Origin of the sequence: Anabaena sp. CCY 0017, from assembly GCF_963920885.1 — a bacterium.
Lineage (GTDB): Bacteria > Cyanobacteriota > Cyanobacteriia > Cyanobacteriales > Nostocaceae > Nodularia.
This window is the reverse complement of sequence record NZ_CAWUDG010000014.1, coordinates 65,222-86,691: the sequence shown is the minus strand read 5'-3', so window position 1 is coordinate 86,691 and position 21,470 is coordinate 65,222. Positions and strand designations below refer to the sequence as shown.

Genomic DNA, 21,470 nt, shown 5'->3' with positions numbered 1-21,470 from the left:
TTTATTTACTCCCTTTCACACCACTAATTTTTAAAACATCGCTCATAGTTGCACAGTAATTTGGTAAGCCCAAACTGGCGGGATTGACCACATTTTCATAACTAAAATGGCGATTGTTCATGCAGAATCTATCCCAAGCGGCCATTTGAATCCGAAATACAGCAATAATTAAATTAGCTAATGCTAATGATAGAGGAATGCGAAAATAAATCTTCTTACCCAAATAATTGCAGACTTCTTCTACTGCTTGATTGGCTGTTAACGCTTGTTGTCCCAAAACAAACTTGCGTGGTTCGTTTTCCTGGGGAGGAGAATCAATTAAATACTGCACCGCCGTCGCAATGTCTCGCCCGTGGATAAAATGAAAACTGCCATCAACCTGCAAACAGCGAATCAAATTAATATATTTGGTTACTTCTGGGATTCCCGATGTCAAATGAGAATAAGGTTTTTTATCATCACCACCTAAAACTAAAGTTGGGAAAACCTTAGTAATTTTCGGGGCTATTTCTAGCTGCGACATTTTTTGTAAACAATCATATTTGGAACGAATATAATCTGTCCCAATTTCCCCAGCTTCTTTGAGGGGTTGATTGTATCTATCCAAAACACTAGCTGTCGAAAAATAAATTACTTGTTCACAGCATTGTGGATCTAGCATCTGCATCAATTCTAGAGTCTTGGAGACATTAATATCAAAAGTGTCATCACCACCCCAAGCAGTAGCCGTGAGGACTGCTGTATCAATTGTGGGGAGTAAATCAGCCAAAAGGCTAATTTTTTGCATATCACCCTGTAAAACGGTGATACCTGGACGCGCCTGAATATCAACTTGCAATTTTTGCGGATTTCTGACCAGTAAATATAACTCGTGATTAGTATTTTGAATTAAGGCTTCTGAGATGTAGTGACCTACACAACCGCTTGCACCTGTCACTAAAATCCGTTTCTGATTCATAGTATTATTTAAAATAAATTAGTAATTAAAACTCAAGAATTAAAAATAAAGTCAAAAGTTCCACTCTTTACTCTGTGTTCTCTGTGCCTCTGTGGTTAGATAATTAATTTTTAAACAATAGTTTCGTAGGGTGTATTATGCCACAGGCGATCGCTGGAAGCGGGGCTTTGCCCATCGCACCATTTAAGATTGTCGGTGCGTTAGGACTAAAGCCCATAACGCACCCTACGAGTTAAACTTCTACAGATTTGAGTTGTTTTGCGGTTTCAAAAAAGAAAGCCACATTTTCTTCTGGAGTTTCTGGTAATACACCATGACCGAGATTGAGAATATGACCCCAATTACCAGCTTTACGCACTGTATCCAGAATGCGATCGCGGATAAACTCTTTAGAACCAAACAACACACCAGGGTCAAGATTTCCTTGGACTTTGACGTGTTTGCCTAATCTGGCTCGTGCTTCAGCCATATCCACAGCCCAATCCACAGTGACAATATCTGCACCCGATTTAGGCATTCTTTCTAGCACACCAGCGCTACCGCTAACCAACAAAATTAACGGTGTATCAGGGTGAGTTTCCTTGACTTGCTGAAAAACTCTTTGCTGATAAGGCAGAGCAAAGGTGTCATAATCTTGAGGACTCAGTTGACCAGCCCAAGAATCGAACATCTGCACAACTTGAGCGCCGCAGTCAATTTGATAGCGTGCATAAACGGCGATCGCATCAGCAAATTTAGCTAATAGCTGATGTAAGATCGTCGGATCTGAAAACGCCATGTTTTTAATCACGGAGTAGGTTTTAGAACCTTTACCTTCCACTGCATAAGCGGCTAAAGTCCACGGCGCGCCCACAAAGCCTAAAACAGTTGACTGATTGCCTACTTCCTGGCGTAACGCCTGCAATATGGTCTTAATAAACGGGAGTGATGCTTCTGGTTCTAACGGACGCAGGCGATCAATTTGTTCTTGGGTACGAAGGGGCGAGTTAATGATTGGGCCTTTACCTTCCGCAATGTCCATTTCAATGCCCAACCCTGGCAAGGGGGTTACAATGTCGGAAAATAAAATCACTCCGTCTGGCTGGAATGCTCTCCAAGGTTGCAGGGAAACTTCTATGGCCACTTCGGGGATTTCCGAGCGATCGCGGAACGAAGGATATTTTTCCCTTAAATCTCGATATGCTTTCATATATCGTCCCGCTTGTCGCATCATCCAGACGGGGGGACGATCTACTACTTCACCACGTGCAGCTCGGAGGAGATGAGGAGCCGTTAACGAAACACCCATTTAACACTTCATCCTAAGTCATTATTTTTATGCCACTGTTTAGCTTATCATTCTGAGATTACGCTTTTTCAGGAGGTTCGCCTCACACAACAATAGTTAATGCTTTACTTAACTTAATATGCAAACTGACTCGAATAGTCCAACTCATGTTGCATCTACCCACTACCCCAAAAAGTTGTTGATCCCGCGACCCCATAGACAAAAGTTTTTCCTCCACTTTACCTTGATGACTGTCTTGGGATGGGTTGTAGGTGGCATTGCCAGCATAGGTTTAGAGAGAAGCATTCTGGGAGGCCTACCTCCTGCTGATTCTTTTCATTGGGTCAAAATACTTGGTAATATTGTTTTTGCGATAGTTTTTGCTGCCGATCAAGCCCTTGTCCTGCGTCGTTATATCTCCGGTCGGCTATGGATAATGGCTACCAGTGCCGGTTGGTTAATTGCCAACAGCATCGCCTTTTCCTGGGTGAAATATATTTCCGCCATAGCCCGTTCCTTCAGTGAAGGTATATCTCCTGAATTAGCCTTCATCTGGGGATTTTTGTCAACAATCGCATACATTTTCGCGGGAATTTGGCTAGGACTATGCCAATGGTTAGTTTTACAGCGTTACGCCAAACAAGCGTGGTGGTGGATTTTCCTACCTTCTGTTTCCTTCTTCTTGATCAGTATTTTCGTTTGGTTCCTGTCTCTTGTGCAAGATTTGATTCCAGAAATGAATCGCACTCCTATATTGTATTGGAGTGAACAAACATTTACGGCTATTATTCTCGGAGTGATACCAGCAATTGGCTTGTGTACCTTAAAAAGAAACTCTCATCGCCCACCTAAAAGTTCTAGTTCATCTACCCTTACCAACAGCTAGTTGCTGGATATTTACCAGAGGTTAACAATTATGAATAAAGATAAAGTTTTACCAAAAATAGTCACACCACCGATTGCTGAACAACAGCCAGAGGTTTTAGAATTGCATGGCGATCGCCGCATAGACAACTACTTTTGGATGAACGACCTAGAAAACCCAAAAGTTCCCGCTTATCTGGAAGCAGAGAACGCCTACACAGCCGCAATGACGCAGCATACAGAAGCACTGCAAACCCAGATATACAATGAAATGCTGGCGCGGATTAAAGAAACAGATTTATCAGTACCATTCCGTAAAGATGAATATTATTATTATTCACGTACCGAAGAAGGCAAAGCTTATTCAATTTATTGTCGGAAAAAAGGTAGTTTAGACGCTCCTGAAGAAGTGCTAATCGATGAAAACGAATTAGCCGCAGGTCATGATTTTTTTGAATTAGGTGTATTTGAAGTTAGCCCCAATCATCAAATATTAGCTTATTCCTTTGATACTAGCGGTTCAGAGCAATATCTTCTGTGTTTTCTGGACTTGAATACACATCAGTTATATCCAGAAACAATTGCCGAAACTTATTTCTCCTTTGCTTGGGGTAACGACAATAAAACGGGGTTTTACACCAAAATTGATGATGCTAATCGTCCTTACCAACTTCTAAAACACACATTAGGAACTTCTCCTGAAGCAGATGTGCTGATTTATGAAGAAACAGATGATATTTATCATTTATATGTTGGCAAAACCCGCAGTGAATCATATATATTGATGCTGTTACAAAGTAGCATTACTACAGAAGTTCACTATTTGGATGCTAATCATCCCCAAGGTGATTTTCAGATCATTCATCCCCGAACTACAGGAGTAGAATATGATGTTGAGCATCACAGCGATCACTTCTACATTGTTACTAACGACCAAGCCACTAATTTTAAATTAGTCAAAACTCCTGTATCTGCACCATCACGAGAAAATTGGCAAACGATAATTCCTCACAGAGAAGATGTGTTGCTATTAGGGGTAAGCCTGTTTGCAAATCATTTAGTGATTTATGAAAGAAAAGGCGGATTACAAACTGCAAGGGTGCAAAATTTATCCACAGGTGAGGAAAATAATATTAATTTCCCTGAACCAACTTATGAATTTGATGAAGGCAATAACCCGGAATTCAACACTAATATATTGCGCTTTCATTACACCTCCTTAATTACTCCCCAATCTGTTTTCGATTACAATATGGAAACAAATGAACGGGAATTGAAAAAACAGACGGAAGTATTGGGTGGCTACGATAAAACTCAATATCAGAGTGAGTGGCTAATGGCGACTGCGAGCGATGGTACAAAAATTCCCATCTCGATTGTTTACAAACAGGGAATTAAAAAAGATGGCAAAAATCCCTTGTTACTCACAGGCTACGGTGCTTATGGTTCATCTTACCCAGCATCGTTTTCATCCACCAGATTAACACTTTTAGACCGGGGAGTAGTGTTTGCCATTGCTCATATTCGTGGTGGTGAAGAAATGGGGCGGAAGTGGTATGAAGAAGGGAAATTCTTGCAGAAAAAGAACACCTTTACAGATTTTATCGCCTGTACGGAGTATTTAATCGCTAAAAATTGGACAGCAAGCGATCGCTTAGTAATTACTGGTGGAAGTGCAGGCGGTTTATTAATGGGTGCAGTCATCAATATGCGTCCTGATTTGTTTAAAGCCGTAATAGCCAACGTTCCCTTTGTAGATGTAGTGACAACAATTCTGGATACCTCTTTACCCCTATCAGCAATGGAATGGGAAGAATGGGGAAATCCTAACGATAAAGTTTACTATGACTACATGAAATCTTACTCCCCTTACGATAACGTCGAAGCCAAAAGTTACCCAGATTTACTAATTACTGCTGGTTTAAATGATTCTCGCGTCAAATATTGGGAACCCGCTAAATGGACAGCCAAACTGCGGGAAATTAAAACAGATAATCATATTTTGTTGCTAAAAACCAACATGGGCGCAGGACATAGCGGTGCATCTGGACGTTATGAAAGCTTACGAGAACTAGCTTTTGAAGATGCGTTTATTCTCGATAGGTTAGGTTTGGGAAATATAACAAAGTGCTGAGTCGGTAGTGCTGAGTAAAAACCAGGTAGGGTCGGGTTTACAGATATGCTCAATTATTAATAAGAATTTAAATAAACCCGCCCCTACATCAAAGCTTTCAGTCATCAACTGCAAGATATTTTGAGTTAATGTCCACTCATGGACAGTACTTGTTTGATAATCAAAACTGATGCAATGCCCATCATCAGAATCAATGTCACTTTACCACCAGGAACAAGCGGTTGATTCATCCTATTTAACTGTTGTTCTTGGCGTTGTTTCCAAGTCATTAATGCTGGAATTATCCCGCCTAAAACTGAAATGCTAAAGGTTCCCGCAAAATCTAAGGCGCTAAAGAAAATACTGGGATTAATTGCGCCCAGACTCATGGGAGGTAAAAGAATTAGAGAATAAAGGGGGAGACGACTAGAAGGTTTATCCTGTGTTACGGGGAAAATATCTTTGAAGAAATCTAGCAAACCGTAGACAAAACCAATAAATGAGGTGGCGATCGCAAACTCTGAGAAAATAGATAATAAGATTCCCAACCATTCCCCACCACCACCCGCCCGCAGTATTTGCAGTGGGTCAAAATCACCTGTGCTTTGGACGATATCAGGGCTAATACTGCCCAAAATCACCGCATTCCACAGCAAAAACATCATTAAAGGAATCAAAGAACCAATAATAATAGACTGACGAATTTTGGGAATATCTCCTTCCAACTGAGTCACGACTACAGGGACAACATTATGGAAAAACAGCGCCACCAACATCACCGATACAGCACTCCCTAAAGCTGTCCAGTTGTGAGTCAAAAGTTGCACACTTTTAACCTGTCCTCCTCCCAGAAACAATAGTCCCAGAAAAGAAGTAATCACAATCGCCACAAAAACGCTGTTAAGTTTCTCAATGAATTTTTGTCGCCCCAGGTACATCAAGCCACCAAATAACAAGGTGAAAAGAATAGTCCCCATCCAAGCAGGCGGAATATTTTCTAGTCCCCACACCTGAGAAACCCCAGAGACTAAGATGTTTCCCCCTTGAGTCATGTAAGCTACCAGCAAAGCATAGTGTAAAAACAGATACGCAGCGCCAGCAATACGCGCCCCCACAAACCCCAGAGTTCCCTCAATCATTGCCAAAAGACCAACACTCAAACGCCCTTCCAGACGCATAGCATTCACACAAACTTCTGCCACCAACAGACCAGAAATGACCGTGTATAGCCACACAGCAATTAACAAGGTCGTAGATGGCACAACACCAGATGGTAAAGTAACCGCAGGTAATGCCAGAATACCAGCCCCAACCGTTGTTCCTGCAATCAGCGCCGTATTTCCCCACACACTCCCAGGTTGATGACTGAACTGATTTTCATTGAGTTCGACGTGAGAACATAATCGAGTAACTTCCTCTGGATGCGACTTGAAAACAGTTTTTGTAGAGGTCATGCTGAGATAAATGTCCAAAAGGGATGCAGACTGTTAACTTATGTAACTAATTTTAGCAAAAACCTCAATATACTGCTTTCACGCTTAATTGTCTGTGAGGAAACGCACCTAATTTTCTGCCTTCATTCCTTCATTCCTTCATTCCTTCTTGCCTTCGTGTACTTTGCGTACTTTGCGGTTCGTTCCTGAATAAATTTTCATCCTAAAATATGACAGATAATAGACTAGACAAATCGCTCAGTAAACTCATATATCAAATCAACCCGACCTTTCCGCAACATAGCCGGGTCTAACCTTTCAGTCGTATTGCAAGTCATTAAAACAACTAACTTCTGCTTAATTTGAATCCCAGAATCATCAATAATACTTTGGTACAAAGTGCCATCTAACAGACCCAGAATATGTTCAGTTTTATTATTATGTTGAGCCACTTCAGATGCCCGATTTTGTGCCAAATTATCAGCTTCATTGATGATAATGCAAATTCGTTCCAAATAATTGGGTGGCACAAAGTTAGAAATTGCATCATGATCTAAAATAAAAACTACATAGCCTAGAGGGACAATAATTTCCTTTGCTACAGCCTGTGTCCATACAGTTTTACCTGTACCAGGCTCACCATGTACCACAATCGCTAACTGATTCTGAGTCAGAATTGCTTGTTGTACTGTATCAGTAAAATTTTGAATATCGGCGGGAAAACTCCGAATAGGATATTGACTGTGAACCTTACCTACACGACTTTGATATCCACTCAACATCACAGCTAAATCATAGGTGGCTTTGTTAATTAGCGGTGAGATATTCGTTGACATTAAACTATAGTAACGTCGTCCGCGCTCGTAGGATTCAATTTGCAGCCAAGTATCGTACTTTGACCAATAAGCATAAACTGTATTAATAACTTCTAAACGTTCCCAATTCACAAACTTTTCTACAGGAAAATAGAAGTCACGCTCTAAATAATATTGAGTAATAATATCAGGACAATCTAATAATTTTAGAACTCGTAAAACGGTAATTTCTTGCAGGCGATTGAGAACGTAATCAATAGGAATACTGCTACGGCTAACAAATTGTACAATAGGTGTCTCCGTACTCAGAATATCTTTATATCGATGGTCTGGTGATTGCGGGTCAGGAGTGATATAATTCCAGAATTTTTCTATCTCATAGCGTGTATCTTCAGATACAACACTTAGTAAATTTGCCCACCAAGCATAATTATTTCGTCCTAAAACTTTAGCAAAATTACTCGCCAAATTAAAACTTTTTTGAGTTAGTTCCCGTGTGTCGTTGTGCAGCAGTTCCCCTAAAAATCCCCAGTCTAACTCTCTATGAAATGGTCGCCAACCACTGGTAAGTAAATTTTGACGGTTATTATTAGGACTGCTATCGTTGCTTCTCAAATAGTCAAATTCCATATCTTTAAAATTATCGAGCAGTAGTCGAGTTATTTGCTTATGGACTTAGGACATTTTAAACTTTAGATTCTTGAGTCGGTTGACATTCTGTATGTTACAAGTGTACTACAAAGAAGTCAATTACACCAAAATTTGAGAAAAATATATTAATTTTTGGTAACTCAATTCGATGTTAGTCATTTTTTCGCAACGCTATACCTACAGACAGCCGCTAAAAACCATCTGGATCTCAGGTATTTTTAGATCAAGTCTCAGATTTGATAAAATGGAATATAACTATATTATGGTCAGTTTCCAGGAAATTATCGTGTAAGTCTGAGAATACAGTGGGTTAATAATAGTTTATTGTCGATTTTGTATCTTTGATTCTACGGAAACAAGTAGCACGCTCTGAGACTACAGTGCATTAGAATTGTGATATCGAGTTATTATAATCTTGGCGAAAAATATTCTGTAATTTTGCGTATAATCGAGAAGTAGTTGCTAAACCTACAGTTTGAAGTTTTCTTTTCCCGATGTTTTTGGCGTGGGTAAGAATCATCAAATAGGCAAAAGCAAAACCTGAGCCAATCCTGGATTAGCTCCATTCTATCCTTGCGGGATGTCTCGGTTATTATCTCAAGCAAGACGATAAATCCTAACGAAATCTTCTGGAGAAGAGATGTATCTGGCACATTCATTCATGAGTGATGAAAAGAAGCAAAATCCTCAGCAGCCCTTAATCTTGGTAGTGGAAGATCATGATGATAGTCTACTGCTGATTGGTTATGCTCTTGAGTCACTTGGCTGTAGATTCATTTGTCAACGTGACAGTTCCACCACGTTACTAGTGGCAAAAGAGTATCAGCCAGACCTGATCATGTTAGATATTTTATTACCAGGTCTTAGCGGCACTGATCTTGTCCATTATCTCAAACAAGAATCCCTAACTGCCGAAATTCCAGTGATCGCAGTTACTGCTTTAGCTAGTAGAGAGGATCGAGAACGCCTCCTATCGGCAGGCTTTGATGATTACATCAGTAAACCTTACATGATCGAGGATCTAGAGGCTAAAATTTTTCGCCTGCTACGTGGTAAGCTCGGTTCTCCGACTCTGAAGAGTGCTGAGTGCTGACCAATGATTAATAACTAATGACTACTGCATTTTGGTAGGGTAACTGTGAATATACTACCGCGACCGACTTCAGAGGTAAGTGTAATTGTGCCTCCGTGTGCTTCGACAATTCGGCTCGATAGATGTAGACCTAAGCCACTACCAGACCGTTTATTTCTACCTTGGCGAAACCGTTCAAAAACCGTGGGCTGGTCTTCAGGCGCAATGCCATAGCCAGTATCTGTAAGCTGAATGATCACGCTCTCTTGACCCTGAGAATTAGCTAATTTTTCCCAAATACAAACTTCTATTCCTCCTGTATCTGTAAACTTAATGGCGTTGCCGATTAAGTTGTTAAATACGCGCCGCAGTTCAAGCGGATCGCCCATTACTACACCAGCATTTTCTTTGTGTAAATCTAACTGACTCGTATCTATTTTAAGAGCCAAATTTTTCTCACTCGCCAGGGGTGTGAGTTCACTACTGACTTCTTGAAGAATTTCTGGTAGGTTACACACCACATCGTTTAAAGTCTTTTTACCAGCCTCGAAGCGATAGACTTCTAAGAGGGTGTTGACCATTTGCATTAAATTTTGATTACTGCGAATCATGACGGCGATCGCTTGTTTCATTTCTGGGGAAATTTTGCAGAAGGTTTCCTGTAGAAACAAGTCCAGCATTCGGTCAGCAGCCACTAGAGGAGTACGCAAATCATGAGTTAAACGCGAAACAAAGTCTTCGCGCTGACGTGCCATTTTTTTTTGTTCGTCCAGACTGTGCTTGAGGCGTAACAGCGATCGCACTCTGGCTAAAAGTTCATCGGTATCAAATGGTTTACGAATAAAATCATCTGCCCCAGCATCCAACCCTTCCACTACACTGGATTGGTGAAAGGCAGTAATCAGTAGAATCGGAATATAGCTGCCATTTAGTTCAGGATTATTACGGATGCGCCGAGTCACTTCATAACCATCAATGCCAGGCATCATCACATCTAGTAAAATCAAATCGGGTGGAGATTGTTTAATTTGCTGCAAAGCTGTTAAACCATCAGCAACTAAGTCAATCTCGTAACCCTCACTTTCGAGAATTGTCTGAACCAAAATCAGATTATCTCTAGTATCATCAACGGCGAGAATACGGTCAATTTTCGGCTTTTCCACAACAGACATGATTTATCAACGGTTTATGAGCATAATTCAGAGCTTGACATTGGGAAAACCCATCGATGCTTTGTTATATTTCAAGGGAGAAGGCTGAGGGTTCTGAGCAGAGTAAAAAATATCGTGTCCATCCAAATTGTAAGCTGCAAGACTTTCGCTTGTGCTTCGTAACGATAATTGCCTTGGGACTTCAATTCTAAACATAGAACCAACCCCCAATTGACTTTCCAAAATAATTTTGCCGCCCATCATTTGCACCAAAGAATCTATGATGGATAAACCTAGCCCTGTACCAGGATATTTGCGCGTCATACTTTGATCCACTTGGCGGAAGGCTTCAAAAATATGCTTAAAATCTCGACGAGCAATACCAATACCTGTATCCCGTACAGAGATAGCTAATTGATTTTTAGGAAGTTCTTTTACCTCCACCCAAATACAACCAGATTCGGTGAATTTAATGGCGTTGGATAATAAATTAATTAAAATCTGCCGTACACGCACTGAATCATTAAATATTAGAGGTTGTTGCATATCAATATCGACTCGCAAAGACAGCTTTTTTGCTTCAGCCAGAGAATGCATCTCGGCGACGACAATATTGATAGTTTTTGTTAAATCAAATAATTCGGGCTTTAACTCTAGCCTTCCCCCTTCTAGCTTAGAAAAATCCAAAACTTCATTTAATAGCATCAGTAAATTTTTGCCATTATTCAATATGCGCTCCACCATATCTGTTTGCTGATAAGTCAGCTTACCAAACTTAGGGCGCAACAATATTTGGGAAAACCCAATAATAGCATTCATTGGAGTCCGCAATTCATGAGACATAGTTGCTAAAAATTGCGATTTCAGCCGTGATGCTTCCAACAGCTTTAAATTTTGTAAGTGAATTTGTTGTCTTTGTTGTTCTAATTCTTGATTCTGACGCAGTAGTTGCTCATTACTTTCTCTGAGTCGCTGGTTTGCCAAAGCTGTCTGCATTTCAGCGCGGTGGATGCGAATGGCATGGCGTAAAACCTGTGCTAATGTTTCTGAACATACCCTAGATTTAGGAAGATAGTCTGTAGCACCAGCTTTCATCAACTCGACAGCGATTTCTTCATCTTTTTGGGCGGACAGCACTACTAAAGGAACTTTGATTTCCGCCGCACGTAGCCCTTGAATAAGTGTCAAACCGTCCTGATCTGGTAGGCGATCATCGAGAAAAACACAATCATAAGTAGTAGTTCTTAAATTAGCCAGTGCGTTATGTCCATCAGTTACCTCAGACAATTCGATACAAACACCTGCTTGAGTCAAAGCCCGACGCACCGCCATTCTATCTACTTCATTATCATCTACAACCAAAATTCTCAGCGTTTCTTTCATTGGTTTTTATTTTCGCTGTCAAATACAGGTTGATATCTAGCATCTCTATTTTCAAAATATCTGATTAAATAATTTTATTTCGATTTGAGATTTGATTTTCATCAAGTTTTGTCCTTTACTCTATTGTGTCGGGTTTCTATACTCAAATTCTCTAGAATCAGAATATTTCCAAATAGGGATGTGATTCATTAATAAATTTTGTATAATGCCCCATATTTATTTACTAATGCCATATTTTTCCTACATTTAGTGCAAATAACAGGCTAAAAAATATAGCCAGCAACTCTTAACCTTTCCACCTCTACTCTGTTTTGCGCCTACTTTGATTAGTGATCACAACTATGGAAGTTGCTTTCATTGGTAGAGAAAATTGACATCAAGTCACATAAAATACTTTGTTAACCCTCAAAACGATTGTAAATGAGTCGGCTAACGCCTGTCCTCAGTCATTAGTGAGAGTTACGTACCAAAATCGTGTACCATAAGCCTGAGCAGTTTTACTCACTCGGTTGCTGAGTCCAAGTAAAGCTAAAAGTACTGCTAATGCCAGCCATTGAGTTCAAAGTAATCGTGTTTTTTTCTGTGCTGATATTTGTTTGACCTGCGCTAGAGCCATAATTTAGTTGGCGATCGCCGGAGGCGGGGCTTTGCCCATCGCCCATTTACAGAGTGTAAAAAAATACTAAAACTATATTTTTATGTCCCAGATAATACTTAAGCTATCATCTCCTCTGTTGTTCATGAATATCAAAGTTATGATTGGTTTGGGTTGATTCATTTTTTTGATTTTTGATTAAAGCTTTAGAATAGTATTAGATAAGTTTCTACTCCTGAAGACATGACATAAATTATAACTCGTTTCAATCTTCCATATTTATGGGGAAAATAACGATATATCTTTAGCTAGATTTTTAACGCCAGCTAGAGTGAACCAACCGCACATTTACTATTTCTATTGATGGATGCGGATTTGTAAAATTATCATCTATCTTTGGGTTGGGAAAATAAGATAAACTGCTTAAAAAAAGGTGATCAGCTGCAAGATGCAATTATCAACAGCGAGTATAGCATTCACTATCCTCACCCTTTAAGGGTGAGGATTGCTCAAACCAATTTGGGTAACGCAAGAAGTGAATACCACATTGAGACACGGTTTGGCGCACACGGCTAGGTATTTCCCTAGTTGAGCCTCCTGTAATTCTGATTGGTTCAGAAGTTGGGTAAAGCCAAGACATCCTAACCGTGTTGTGGGAAGGGACTTAAACAAGTAATGGGTTATACCAACAAAAATGCGAGTACCTGTAGTAGACAAAGATCACCAACCACTAATGCCCACAACACCAGGACGGGCAAGAAAATGGATTACATCTGGTAAAGCAGTAAAACGCTGGTCGGACACTGGGCAGTTCTACGTCCAATTAACAACTGAACCATCTGGACGCGATACCCAAGATATTGTGATTGGGATTGATCCTGGCAAGAAGTTCTCTGGGATTGGCGTTCAGTCTGCAAAGTTGACGCTGTACACGGCTCACCTGATTTTGCCGTTTCACACAGTGCGTGACCGCATGGACGCAAGAAGATTAATGCGATGTGGACGCAGAGGAAGAAGGATTAACCGTCAGGTCGATTTTTCCAAACGCGCACATCGCCAGAAACGCTTTGATAATAGTCGTCAAGCCAAACTTGCGCCTTCGATTCGTGCCAATCGTCAATTTGAACTGAGGGTGGTTTCTGAGCTTTGTCAAATCTACCCAGTCTCAGAAATTCGTTACGAGTATGTCAAAGCTGATGTAGACCTTACCAGTGGACGTAAAAAAGCACGTTCAGGTAGAGGTTTCTCTGCGGTAATGGTCGGGCAGAAGTGGATGTTAAAGCAGCTAGAACAGTTTGCGCCAGTGGTTAAGGTTGAAGGCTATCAAACCGCATCAACTCGTAAATACTTGGGTTTGATTAAAAACAAGCAGGACAAGTCCAAGGCTGAGTTTAATACTCATGCAGTTGATGGTGTAGCTATTGCCGCTTCAGCTTTTGTTGAATATCGAAAGTACCACACAACAAAAATTGATGGGGCTGATTGGTTTGGGAGCGTCACAGTTACACCTGCAATATTTAAGGTAATTTGTCGCCCTCCTTACTCCCGTCGTCAACTTCACTTGATGCTTCCCGCAAAAGGTGGGTTGCGCCATAAATATGGCGGTTCTACAACCCGTCACGGATTACGCAAAGGAGATTTGGTTAAATTTCCTCAAGGAATTGGCTATGTGTCAGGAGACACCGAAAAACAAGTATCTGTCAGCAACGCTAACTGGAAACGGTTAGGACAGATTGCTTCTAGTAAAGTGCAGTTAATTCGTCGTTCCAACGGGTTAATTGTTGCTTAGAAGTATTTGTAAAGCCGCCCTCCGCGTTGCTAAAGGGCGGGGTTTCAGACGCATTTTTCTGATGAGTGAAATCAGCATTATTTTAATTGAAGATCATGATTTGACCAGAATGGGACTAAGAGCTGCGTTGCAATCTCACAGCGCGCTTAAAGTCATTGGTGAAGCAGCAAATGCCACTCAGGGACTCAAACTTTTAGAAACTGCTAAACCAGATGTGGCAGTTATAGATATTGGCTTACCTGACATGGATGGCATTGAACTCACCCGCAAATTTAGACGCTACCAAGCGGAAACGGGACAGAATGCCACTAAAATTCTGATTTTGACAATGGATCATACAGAAGATGCCGTCCTGGCAGCTTTTGCCGCAGGTGCAGACTCTTATTACATGAAAGAGACTAGCATTAGTAAGTTAACTGAAGCTATCCAAGCAACTCATGGCGGTAACTCTTGGATTGATCCGGCGATCGCCAATGTGGTATTACGGAAAATGCGCCAAGGTATCCCCGGCGAAACCCAAACTGCTGATAAACACAAAACCGTAAAAATTGAAGCCCTAGCCACCGAATACGAACAAGTTTTAGAAACCTATCCTCTAACTCAACGGGAACTGGAAATTCTAGAGTTAATTGTCGCTGGATGCAGCAATGGGCAAATTGCTGAACAACTATATATTACGGTGGGGACAGTGAAAACTCACGTTCGGAATATCTTGAATAAACTCTGTGCTGATGACCGTACCCAAGCGGCTGTGCGGGCTTTGCGTTCTGGTTTAGTTGGATAAAATTAATTGTCTCGACTAACACCATTTTTTATGTAAACAATCAGCAATTCTACGGGCTGCCCCTGGTTTACCCATGCGCCGGATGCCGTTCTCGGAAATCAGTTGCAAACGATCAGGATTTTGCAACAGAGATTGCGCCACCTGGGGAACTTGTGCCGGATTGTCTACTAAAAAGAGAGATGTGCCTAAAAGTCGGCTTTGAGCTTCGGCAAAAGCGGGGTTATATTGGGGACCATTACCGGGAATTGCGATCGCGGGTTTTCCTAAACCGACAAATTGCTCTGTTGCTGTTCCGGCCATTGCGATCGCTAAATCCCCCCAATGTAGACAATCGTTATAGGCTTGTTGTGTCAGAATAAAATATGAATTGTTTTGCTTAAATATCAAAGCATCAGGATCAACAATGGGTAGAGGCGATTCTGCATGGACTTGCCAGCCTTGGGATTTCATAGTTTCCGATAAAATGCTTTGATCTAAACCAGGCGCGATCGCCCCCAGAAATACTACACTGCCAGAATTGTGGAAAATTGAACCTCGTTCTGAGAAACTAGCCATCAATGCAGACACAGCACGCATAATCACTTCCCAGTTAGCGTAAGCTTCTGGGGGACGGGAACCAGGTAATAAAGTGATGACTAATGGTCTGGCTATTTCTTGCTGAACAGCTGCGGAACTATAAAATCGTGCAGATGAAAAACTGGGTTCTAAATCATCCATCATGGGATTACCCACATCAAAAGCCGGAATTGACCACTTTTGTAATATTTCCGTAGTCAAAGCATCTCTAGGGAACACCGCCTGACAACGGCGACGACTCATCAACCACCGTTCCCAAGGATGATAAATTGAACCAGAAAAGTTTTCCCAACGCGCACCTTTTGATTTTCTGGCTAAAAGTCCCGCTTCATCCCGCACGTAATATTCTGATTTCGCCGTCCCCACAAAAGCATAGTTAGCGCCACTAAAACAAGCAAATAACAGAGGGACAATATCCCCGACAGCTAAAATAGCGCTGTTGTTACCTAATTCTGTTTGGGAACGCACCCAACGCCGCACAGCTTGAATTTGATTCAAAGTAAGTTGCAGCAAACCACCCCGGACATCCCTGACTAATTGTCGGCTATCCATATAAAGAAAGCCCCCAGAGGGCATGGTACGGACTGAACCAATAGAGGGGATGCCTAACTTTTGGTAAGCACGCCCTTCGCCCACTAAAGGTAAGGCAAAGATATCTGGGGGGTGTTCTTGTTGCTGGAATTTCTGCACAATGCTGGCAGCAATAACATCTTCTCCATGACCGTTGCTTAAAACTAATAACTGCAACTTCTCGTTGGTTTTGGGGGTGAATGGGGAGACATTACTCATACTAGAGTTAGGTAGTCGCTGCTGTAATATATACCAATTATATATGAGGCTAGGCTTGATTCACCCACAAGCAAAAGCTAATGGTTTACAAGCTCAGGAGATAAAACGTATAATTAAAGACTAAGTATATAGTAATTCAGAGATGAAAATAAATGTTTAAGCCCAAATTAATTCTATTAATAGCAGCTAGTCTTATTCTCATCAGTGGATTCAAAATTACGAAAGGAATACAAACTGAGAATAATCAGGTGCTGCAATCCACATCACTCCAAGAAACAGAAATTGAACTGGTTAGCATTGCTGAAGCTGCTTTAAAAACAGACAATGATATCTTGGTAAATGGTAATATTGCCGCTGCTTTAAATCGCCATCCTCAATCTGCCAAAGCTAAAGCCGCGTTGAACACTCGGTTTGAAAAAACATTAGAGCTTCGAGACTTTTTAGCTGCGCGTAAAATTGGTTTCACAGACTTTCAAACCAAGCTAGAAGTCAAAAACATTCAAATTAATCGAGAGACAGCAACTTTAAAGGCAACAGAAAAGACTGTTCGCAATTATGATTTATCAATCATGGCTTCTGATGCGCCTCAGACAACTGAATCTCACATAGATCATTTGTTTACCTTTGTTTTACGCAATGGTGAATGGGAATTGTCCTCAGATAAATTACTGAACGTTCCTGGTCTCCGTAGTCAGCCTGACTTAAAATCAGTTCCAGTTGATCCTAGTGTAACTCCAGCCGCTCCTCAAGTCTGAAATCTAGAGTAGCTTCCGCCGCAAAGTTTACTATTTTGACATATTCCTATCAGAAACAAAATCTGAAAATTAACTGTCTGTTTAGGCAAGAGGTATAAATGAGGATATAAATCAACCGGGTAGCTAGAAGTTAGTATTATCCTCATTACTCCACCTCAATACAACTAACTACCAGTGATTTAGATTAAATATTATGCAACTTTCCTCTGCGGCAATTCTTACTTTAGCTACTTTAGCTGCTAGCAATATTACACAACAAGCAACTGCTACAGCAATTACAATCCCTTCTCAGGATGAACCGGCGGAAAATTCAGTAGTGCCAATTAGGGAAGAAACTCCGGCACGAATTCAAGTTATTTCATCCCCAGAAACTTTAGCTACTCAACAATTTTCTCAGAATTCTGTAGTTGTGCAAACAGATGTGCAAAAAAACATTGCCAAATCTATCCCTATCTTCGTCTCTGCTTCTCCCACCGACAATAATTTAGTAGTCACTGCTACAGATGTCCAGGTAGTGGGAGCTACTCCAGAATTGCAGCAAATTGTGCGCCAAGTGATTAAAACCCAAACAGGTGGGGAAACTAGTCAAAGTCAGCTACAAAGAGACGTTGCCACTATTTTGGAGACTGGTTTATTTGCTAGTGCTAACGTCAATAGCAGCACTACCCAAAATGGATTAAATGTAGTGTATCAACTGCAACCAGTAGTAGTGCGATCGCTGCAACTTTCTGGTGCAAAAGCCCTCACTTATGGAGTAGCCCAAGAACGGTTCAAATCGCAAATTGGTAAACCTATTAGTCCAGAAGGACTGAAGCAAGCTGTCAAACAAATTGATCAATGGTACGCCGACAATGGTTATCAGTTAGCCAACGTCCTATCCATTAAACCTAACCGTGAAGGTATCCTGACCGTGAATGTAGCAGAAGGTTTAGTGGGTGACATTAAGTTCCGCTTTATTAATGACGATGGTAAAACCGTTGATAGCAAAGGCGCACCAGTGAAAGGACGCACCAAAACCGATTTTCTGCGACAGCAATTAAAACTCAAACCTGGGCAAATTTTTCAAGAAGATACTGTTCGCCAAGATGTGCAGCAGTTATATCGGACTGGCTTATTTGAAACTGTAAATGTGGCCTTTGAAGGTGATGCGAATAAAGTTGATTTAATTTACGAAGTTAAAGAATTGGGAGCGCGGGCAATTAACGTAGGTGGTAGCTATAATGCTAACTTGGGATTGTTAGGTACATTAAGTTATCAAGACCAAAATATTGGTGGTACTAATGATAATTTGGCTGTAAGTGTAGGTGTGAGTCGCAATGATTTGCAGTTTAATAGTAAATTAACCAGTCCTTATCGTGCCACTGAACCTGACCGTTTAGGCTACACAGTTAATGCTTTCCGTCGCCGAGAAGTTTCCACAATCTTGGATAACAAAATTAAACTCCCGAATGGCGACCAAGTGCGGGAAGGTCAGATTGGGACTGGGATTAGCTTCCAGCAACCCCTTGATGATTGGGATACAGCTTTGGGATTTAACTATACTCGCACCAGTATTCGCGATCGCCAAGGTAATATTACCCCAACAGACGTACAGGGCAATCGCCTGACTGCAAGTGATACTGGCGTAGATGATTTAGCTACAGTCTCCTTTACCGCTTCCCAAGATAAACGAGATAATATTTTCAATCCTACTCAAGGTTCCTTACTGAGTTTGAGTGCAGAACAATCTGTCCCAGTTGGTCAAGGGAATATTTCCATGAATCGCCTCAAAGCCAACTACACTCAGTATGTGCCAGTCAAGTTATTTAACACTAATAATACACAGCCCCAAGTATTCGCTGTTAACTTTCAAGCAGGGACAGTGATTGGTGATTTACCACCTTATGAAAGTTTTAACTTGGGTGGTTCTAATTCAGTGCGGGGTTACGATAGCGGAGAACTTGGTAGTGGTCGCAGTTATGTATTAGCTACAGCAGAGTACCGCTTTCCCATTGTCCCAGTGGTGGGAGGTGTCGTATTTGCTGATTTTGCTTCAGATTTAGGTTCTGGTGAAACTGTATTAGGAGATCCAGCTGGCGCACGGGGTAAACAGGGTCATGGTTTTGGTTATGGCGCTGGGGTACGTATAAACTCACCTCTGGGCTTAATCCGGGCTGATTATGGCATTAATGACCAGGGAGACAGCAAAGTGCATTTAGGTATAGGGCAGCGATTTTAAAACCCGTCCCCTGCCTCTTAACTCCCCCCAGCACCCAGCACCCAGCACCCCTGCCTCTTTTGGTCAGCGATTGTATCGGTTTTTGAATCGGCGAATAGTCTTTGAATCCTACTGTATTATGAAAAAGACAAAACTGTTAATATAGCAACTGCCAAGGTTAGGTTAGTGTTGATTGCTGAACATCTTGAAAAAACGGAGTTTTACAGCTATTTTCAGGTAAATAGACCACGCGGTAGGGGCGCAAGGCCTTGCGCCCCTACTACGACAGATGTGGTTCAAATACATAAAAAATGCTGTAACACAGTACTGTGCCATATAAGCGGGAGGTTTTCCACTGAGGTAGTTAAAAATATAGAAAAACCATGTATGAAAAAACCTAGCCATTTAGAATTACCGAAAGATTCAATAATTCGTAATATTTGCTTACTCAGCATTAAACACTCCCTATGTTAGCAGGCACAACTTTGCAGGATGGCAAATATACTTTAATTCAGGAAATAGGGCGCGGTGGCTTTGGCATCACGTTTAAAGCAACCCATAACTATTTGGGTCAGGAAGTAGTTATGAAAACTATTAATGAAAAATTACGCCAACATCCTGATTTTGCCAAATTCGAGCGCCAATTCCAAGATGAAGCCAGAAGATTAGCTACTTGTATTCATCCTCATATTGTCCGGGTAAGTGATTTTTTTGTTGAAGATAAATTGCCTTACATGGTGATGGAATATATTCGTGGCGATACCTTGGGAAACGCATTTATATTGCCAGCTATACCCTTATCAGAAGCGATCGCAATTCATTATATTCGTCAAATTGGGTCAGCATTACAGGTAGTACATAACAATGGTTTGCTACATCGGGATATCAAACCAGATAATATTATTTTGCGTCAAGGCACTCAGGAAGTAGTCTTGATTGATTTTGGCATTGCTCGCGAATTTAATAATGGTGTTAGGCAAACTCACACTGGCATGGTTTCTGAAGGCTATGCTCCCCTGGAACAGTACTTAACCCAAGCACAGCGCACACCCGCTACAGACGTTTATGGTTTGGCAGCAACTTTGTATGCATTATTGACAGCACAAGTTCCCTTACCAGCATTATTACGCGATCGCGAAAAAATGCCTTCTCCTCGCGAACTCCAACCCCATCTGAGTGCAGCCGTGAATCAAGCCGTAATGCGTGGTATGGCTGTAGAATCTCAATTTCGTCCGGCAACAGTCGCCGACTGGTTGCAATTATTACCTGGAGGTAGAATTAGTACACCTCCCGCACTTCCAACACAGGCAGTGCCAACTATAATTTTACCTCTCCAACAGCAGCGAAAAAAAATTCCGCAAAAAACTCTGCTCAGTGGGCAAAAGAAGCCCACAATGCCACAAAAGCAGGGGATTTCTCAAATATTAATCGGTATAAGTGTAGCCGTTGCTGCTGGCATTGCAGGTTTTGGCATTACGAGCCTATTTTCTCATTCTGAGCCACAGACATCTTCACCACCTCTGTTTGAACAGCGCACCATCGAGCCGGAAATAGAAAAACCATTAGCTGATTCGCCTGATTCCTCTGAGGAAGAAGAAAATAACAGCAGACAAAATCCTCGTACTTCTGCGCCACGTAACTCTGCACCAGTCACAACTCGCAGACAACGCCAACGGAATAATCCTGTGGCTCAAGAGCAAACTCCAAATACCAGTAGTAGTAGTTCCAGGGAAAGTCAGCCAAAAGCCAGTTCTACTGAGCCGTCAGCCAAACCAAGCGCTGAACCCACACCGTCATTATTAGAGACGCTGCGAGAAGTCCGTTCAACTCGTGAAGCTTCACCCCCACGAACTCTGGAAAATAGTTTACCCACAACTCGCCCAGAATCCACTTCACCCCCACCTGTGAAGCCATCAAATCCGACAATCGCACCAATAGCGCCACCGCCGACGGAAGCAAAACGCTCAGATCCTCCGGCTGTGGTAGTCCCTACTGTAGAAAACAAGCCAAATTCAATAGTACTACCTAGCGATTAGATGAAGTCAATAAATTATTCAAAAGATAGAAGAAACCAGAATCTTGAGTTTGTAAAATAACTAAGACTATTAAAAATGTCCGTAATTTATGCACTTATGAAGCTAGAGGTTAAGTAAAGCAGCTAGTACCGCAAGGTGAAAATCAAAAAGTAGGGACGTGATGCCTTGCGCCCCTGCTGTGTGGTCTATTTGCCTGAAAATAGCTGTATATAGGCTTTGGATTGATTTTTAATAGTCTGTTT

At 41.4% G+C, this 21,470-nt stretch carries 16 protein-coding genes; 8 read left to right on the top strand and 8 right to left on the bottom strand.

Features of this window, described 5'->3' with window-relative positions; genetic code table 11:
- Nucleotide 1: 1 nt before the first annotated feature.
- Together ACM0OW_RS16885 and hemE are read right to left on the bottom strand one after the other, a co-directional pair.
- Nucleotides 2-958, bottom strand: coding sequence for an NAD-dependent epimerase/dehydratase family protein (locus ACM0OW_RS16885; protein ID WP_414551320.1), 957 nt, complete (start codon nucleotides 956-958; stop codon nucleotides 2-4).
- Nucleotides 959-1,190: 232 nt separating this feature from the next.
- Complete coding sequence (hemE, locus tag ACM0OW_RS16880; protein WP_414551319.1) at nucleotides 1,191-2,246, bottom strand: uroporphyrinogen decarboxylase; 1,056 nt, start codon at nucleotides 2,244-2,246, stop codon at nucleotides 1,191-1,193.
- A gap of 118 nt (nucleotides 2,247-2,364) precedes the next feature.
- Here hemE and ACM0OW_RS16875 point away from each other — a divergent pair, with 118 nt between their 5' ends.
- Together ACM0OW_RS16875 and ACM0OW_RS16870 are read left to right on the top strand one after the other, a co-directional pair.
- Nucleotides 2,365-3,111: a hypothetical protein gene (locus ACM0OW_RS16875; RefSeq protein ID WP_414551318.1), complete on the top strand. Its 747-nt coding sequence runs from the start codon at nucleotides 2,365-2,367 to the stop codon at nucleotides 3,109-3,111.
- Between the two features lie 30 nt (nucleotides 3,112-3,141).
- Nucleotides 3,142-5,223, top strand: a complete 2,082-nt coding sequence (locus tag ACM0OW_RS16870; protein WP_414551317.1) for a S9 family peptidase — start codon at nucleotides 3,142-3,144, stop codon at nucleotides 5,221-5,223.
- 125 nt (nucleotides 5,224-5,348) lie between these two features.
- Here the strand turns inward: ACM0OW_RS16870 and ACM0OW_RS16865 are convergent, their stop codons facing one another.
- Both ACM0OW_RS16865 and ACM0OW_RS16860 read right to left on the bottom strand, forming a co-directional pair.
- The gene (locus tag ACM0OW_RS16865; protein ID WP_414551316.1) at nucleotides 5,349-6,656 is read right to left on the bottom strand and encodes an amino acid permease; all 1,308 of its coding nucleotides are present in this window, start codon (nucleotides 6,654-6,656) and stop codon (nucleotides 5,349-5,351) included.
- 224 nt (nucleotides 6,657-6,880) lie between these two features.
- Complete coding sequence (locus ACM0OW_RS16860) at nucleotides 6,881-8,080, bottom strand: AAA family ATPase (RefSeq protein WP_414551315.1); 1,200 nt, start codon at nucleotides 8,078-8,080, stop codon at nucleotides 6,881-6,883.
- A gap of 661 nt (nucleotides 8,081-8,741) precedes the next feature.
- On the opposite strand from ACM0OW_RS16860, the gene ACM0OW_RS16855 reads away from it, so the two are divergent.
- Nucleotides 8,742-9,194 carry a response regulator gene (locus ACM0OW_RS16855; protein ID WP_414551314.1) on the top strand — a complete coding sequence of 151 codons (453 nt, stop codon included), beginning with the start codon at nucleotides 8,742-8,744 and terminating at the stop codon, nucleotides 9,192-9,194.
- Nucleotides 9,195-9,208: 14 nt separating this feature from the next.
- On the opposite strand, the gene ACM0OW_RS16850 is transcribed toward ACM0OW_RS16855, so the two are convergent.
- From ACM0OW_RS16850 to ACM0OW_RS16840, 3 genes are all read right to left on the bottom strand, one after another.
- The gene (locus ACM0OW_RS16850) at nucleotides 9,209-10,345 is read right to left on the bottom strand and encodes a response regulator (RefSeq protein WP_414551313.1); all 1,137 of its coding nucleotides are present in this window, start codon (nucleotides 10,343-10,345) and stop codon (nucleotides 9,209-9,211) included.
- Nucleotides 10,346-10,372: 27 nt separating this feature from the next.
- Nucleotides 10,373-11,707 carry a hybrid sensor histidine kinase/response regulator gene (locus ACM0OW_RS16845; RefSeq protein WP_414551312.1) on the bottom strand — a complete coding sequence of 445 codons (1,335 nt, stop codon included), beginning with the start codon at nucleotides 11,705-11,707 and terminating at the stop codon, nucleotides 10,373-10,375.
- 497 nt (nucleotides 11,708-12,204) lie between these two features.
- Nucleotides 12,205-12,369, bottom strand: coding sequence for a hypothetical protein (locus ACM0OW_RS16840; protein ID WP_414551311.1), 165 nt, complete (start codon nucleotides 12,367-12,369; stop codon nucleotides 12,205-12,207).
- 627 nt (nucleotides 12,370-12,996) lie between these two features.
- Between ACM0OW_RS16840 and ACM0OW_RS16835 the strand changes: the two genes are divergently transcribed.
- Both ACM0OW_RS16835 and ACM0OW_RS16830 read left to right on the top strand, forming a co-directional pair.
- Entirely contained in the window at nucleotides 12,997-14,091 is a 1,095-nt protein-coding gene (locus tag ACM0OW_RS16835) for an RRXRR domain-containing protein (RefSeq protein WP_414551310.1), read from the top strand.
- 61 nt (nucleotides 14,092-14,152) lie between these two features.
- Entirely contained in the window at nucleotides 14,153-14,875 is a 723-nt protein-coding gene (locus ACM0OW_RS16830) for a response regulator (RefSeq protein ID WP_414551309.1), read from the top strand.
- A 15-nt stretch (nucleotides 14,876-14,890) separates the two neighbouring features.
- On the opposite strand, the gene ACM0OW_RS16825 is transcribed toward ACM0OW_RS16830, so the two are convergent.
- Nucleotides 14,891-16,240 carry a lipid-A-disaccharide synthase-related protein gene (locus ACM0OW_RS16825; RefSeq protein WP_414551308.1) on the bottom strand — a complete coding sequence of 450 codons (1,350 nt, stop codon included), beginning with the start codon at nucleotides 16,238-16,240 and terminating at the stop codon, nucleotides 14,891-14,893.
- A 152-nt stretch (nucleotides 16,241-16,392) separates the two neighbouring features.
- Here ACM0OW_RS16825 and ACM0OW_RS16820 point away from each other — a divergent pair, with 152 nt between their 5' ends.
- The 3 genes from ACM0OW_RS16820 (at nucleotide 16,393) to ACM0OW_RS16810 (ending at nucleotide 21,228) form a co-directional block, all read left to right on the top strand.
- Nucleotides 16,393-16,995, top strand: a complete 603-nt coding sequence (locus ACM0OW_RS16820) for a hypothetical protein (RefSeq protein ID WP_414551307.1) — start codon at nucleotides 16,393-16,395, stop codon at nucleotides 16,993-16,995.
- A gap of 193 nt (nucleotides 16,996-17,188) precedes the next feature.
- Complete coding sequence (locus ACM0OW_RS16815) at nucleotides 17,189-19,213, top strand: BamA/TamA family outer membrane protein (protein ID WP_414551306.1); 2,025 nt, start codon at nucleotides 17,189-17,191, stop codon at nucleotides 19,211-19,213.
- Nucleotides 19,214-19,659: 446 nt separating this feature from the next.
- Nucleotides 19,660-21,228: a protein kinase domain-containing protein gene (locus tag ACM0OW_RS16810; protein WP_414551305.1), complete on the top strand. Its 1,569-nt coding sequence runs from the start codon at nucleotides 19,660-19,662 to the stop codon at nucleotides 21,226-21,228.
- Nucleotides 21,229-21,470 lie beyond the last annotated feature (242 nt).

Excerpts from the sequence above, each read along its gene's own strand:
- ACM0OW_RS16885 (WP_414551320.1), bottom strand. The coding sequence starts at position 958 with ATGAATCAGAAACGGATTTTAGTGACAGGTGCAAGCGGTTGTGTAGGT.
- hemE (WP_414551319.1), bottom strand. The coding sequence starts at position 2,246 with ATGGGTGTTTCGTTAACGGCTCCTCATCTCCTCCGAGCTGCACGTGGT.
- ACM0OW_RS16875 (WP_414551318.1), top strand. The coding sequence starts at position 2,365 with ATGCAAACTGACTCGAATAGTCCAACTCATGTTGCATCTACCCACTAC.
- ACM0OW_RS16870 (WP_414551317.1), top strand. The coding sequence starts at position 3,142 with ATGAATAAAGATAAAGTTTTACCAAAAATAGTCACACCACCGATTGCT.
- ACM0OW_RS16865 (WP_414551316.1), bottom strand. The coding sequence starts at position 6,656 with ATGACCTCTACAAAAACTGTTTTCAAGTCGCATCCAGAGGAAGTTACT.
- ACM0OW_RS16860 (WP_414551315.1), bottom strand. The coding sequence starts at position 8,080 with ATGGAATTTGACTATTTGAGAAGCAACGATAGCAGTCCTAATAATAAC.
- ACM0OW_RS16855 (WP_414551314.1), top strand. The coding sequence starts at position 8,742 with ATGTATCTGGCACATTCATTCATGAGTGATGAAAAGAAGCAAAATCCT.
- ACM0OW_RS16850 (WP_414551313.1), bottom strand. The coding sequence starts at position 10,345 with ATGTCTGTTGTGGAAAAGCCGAAAATTGACCGTATTCTCGCCGTTGAT.
- ACM0OW_RS16845 (WP_414551312.1), bottom strand. The coding sequence starts at position 11,707 with ATGAAAGAAACGCTGAGAATTTTGGTTGTAGATGATAATGAAGTAGAT.
- ACM0OW_RS16840 (WP_414551311.1), bottom strand. The coding sequence starts at position 12,369 with ATGGGCGATGGGCAAAGCCCCGCCTCCGGCGATCGCCAACTAAATTAT.
- ACM0OW_RS16835 (WP_414551310.1), top strand. The coding sequence starts at position 12,997 with ATGCGAGTACCTGTAGTAGACAAAGATCACCAACCACTAATGCCCACA.
- ACM0OW_RS16830 (WP_414551309.1), top strand. The coding sequence starts at position 14,153 with ATGAGTGAAATCAGCATTATTTTAATTGAAGATCATGATTTGACCAGA.
- ACM0OW_RS16825 (WP_414551308.1), bottom strand. The coding sequence starts at position 16,240 with ATGAGTAATGTCTCCCCATTCACCCCCAAAACCAACGAGAAGTTGCAG.
- ACM0OW_RS16820 (WP_414551307.1), top strand. The coding sequence starts at position 16,393 with ATGTTTAAGCCCAAATTAATTCTATTAATAGCAGCTAGTCTTATTCTC.
- ACM0OW_RS16815 (WP_414551306.1), top strand. The coding sequence starts at position 17,189 with ATGCAACTTTCCTCTGCGGCAATTCTTACTTTAGCTACTTTAGCTGCT.
- ACM0OW_RS16810 (WP_414551305.1), top strand. The coding sequence starts at position 19,660 with ATGTTAGCAGGCACAACTTTGCAGGATGGCAAATATACTTTAATTCAG.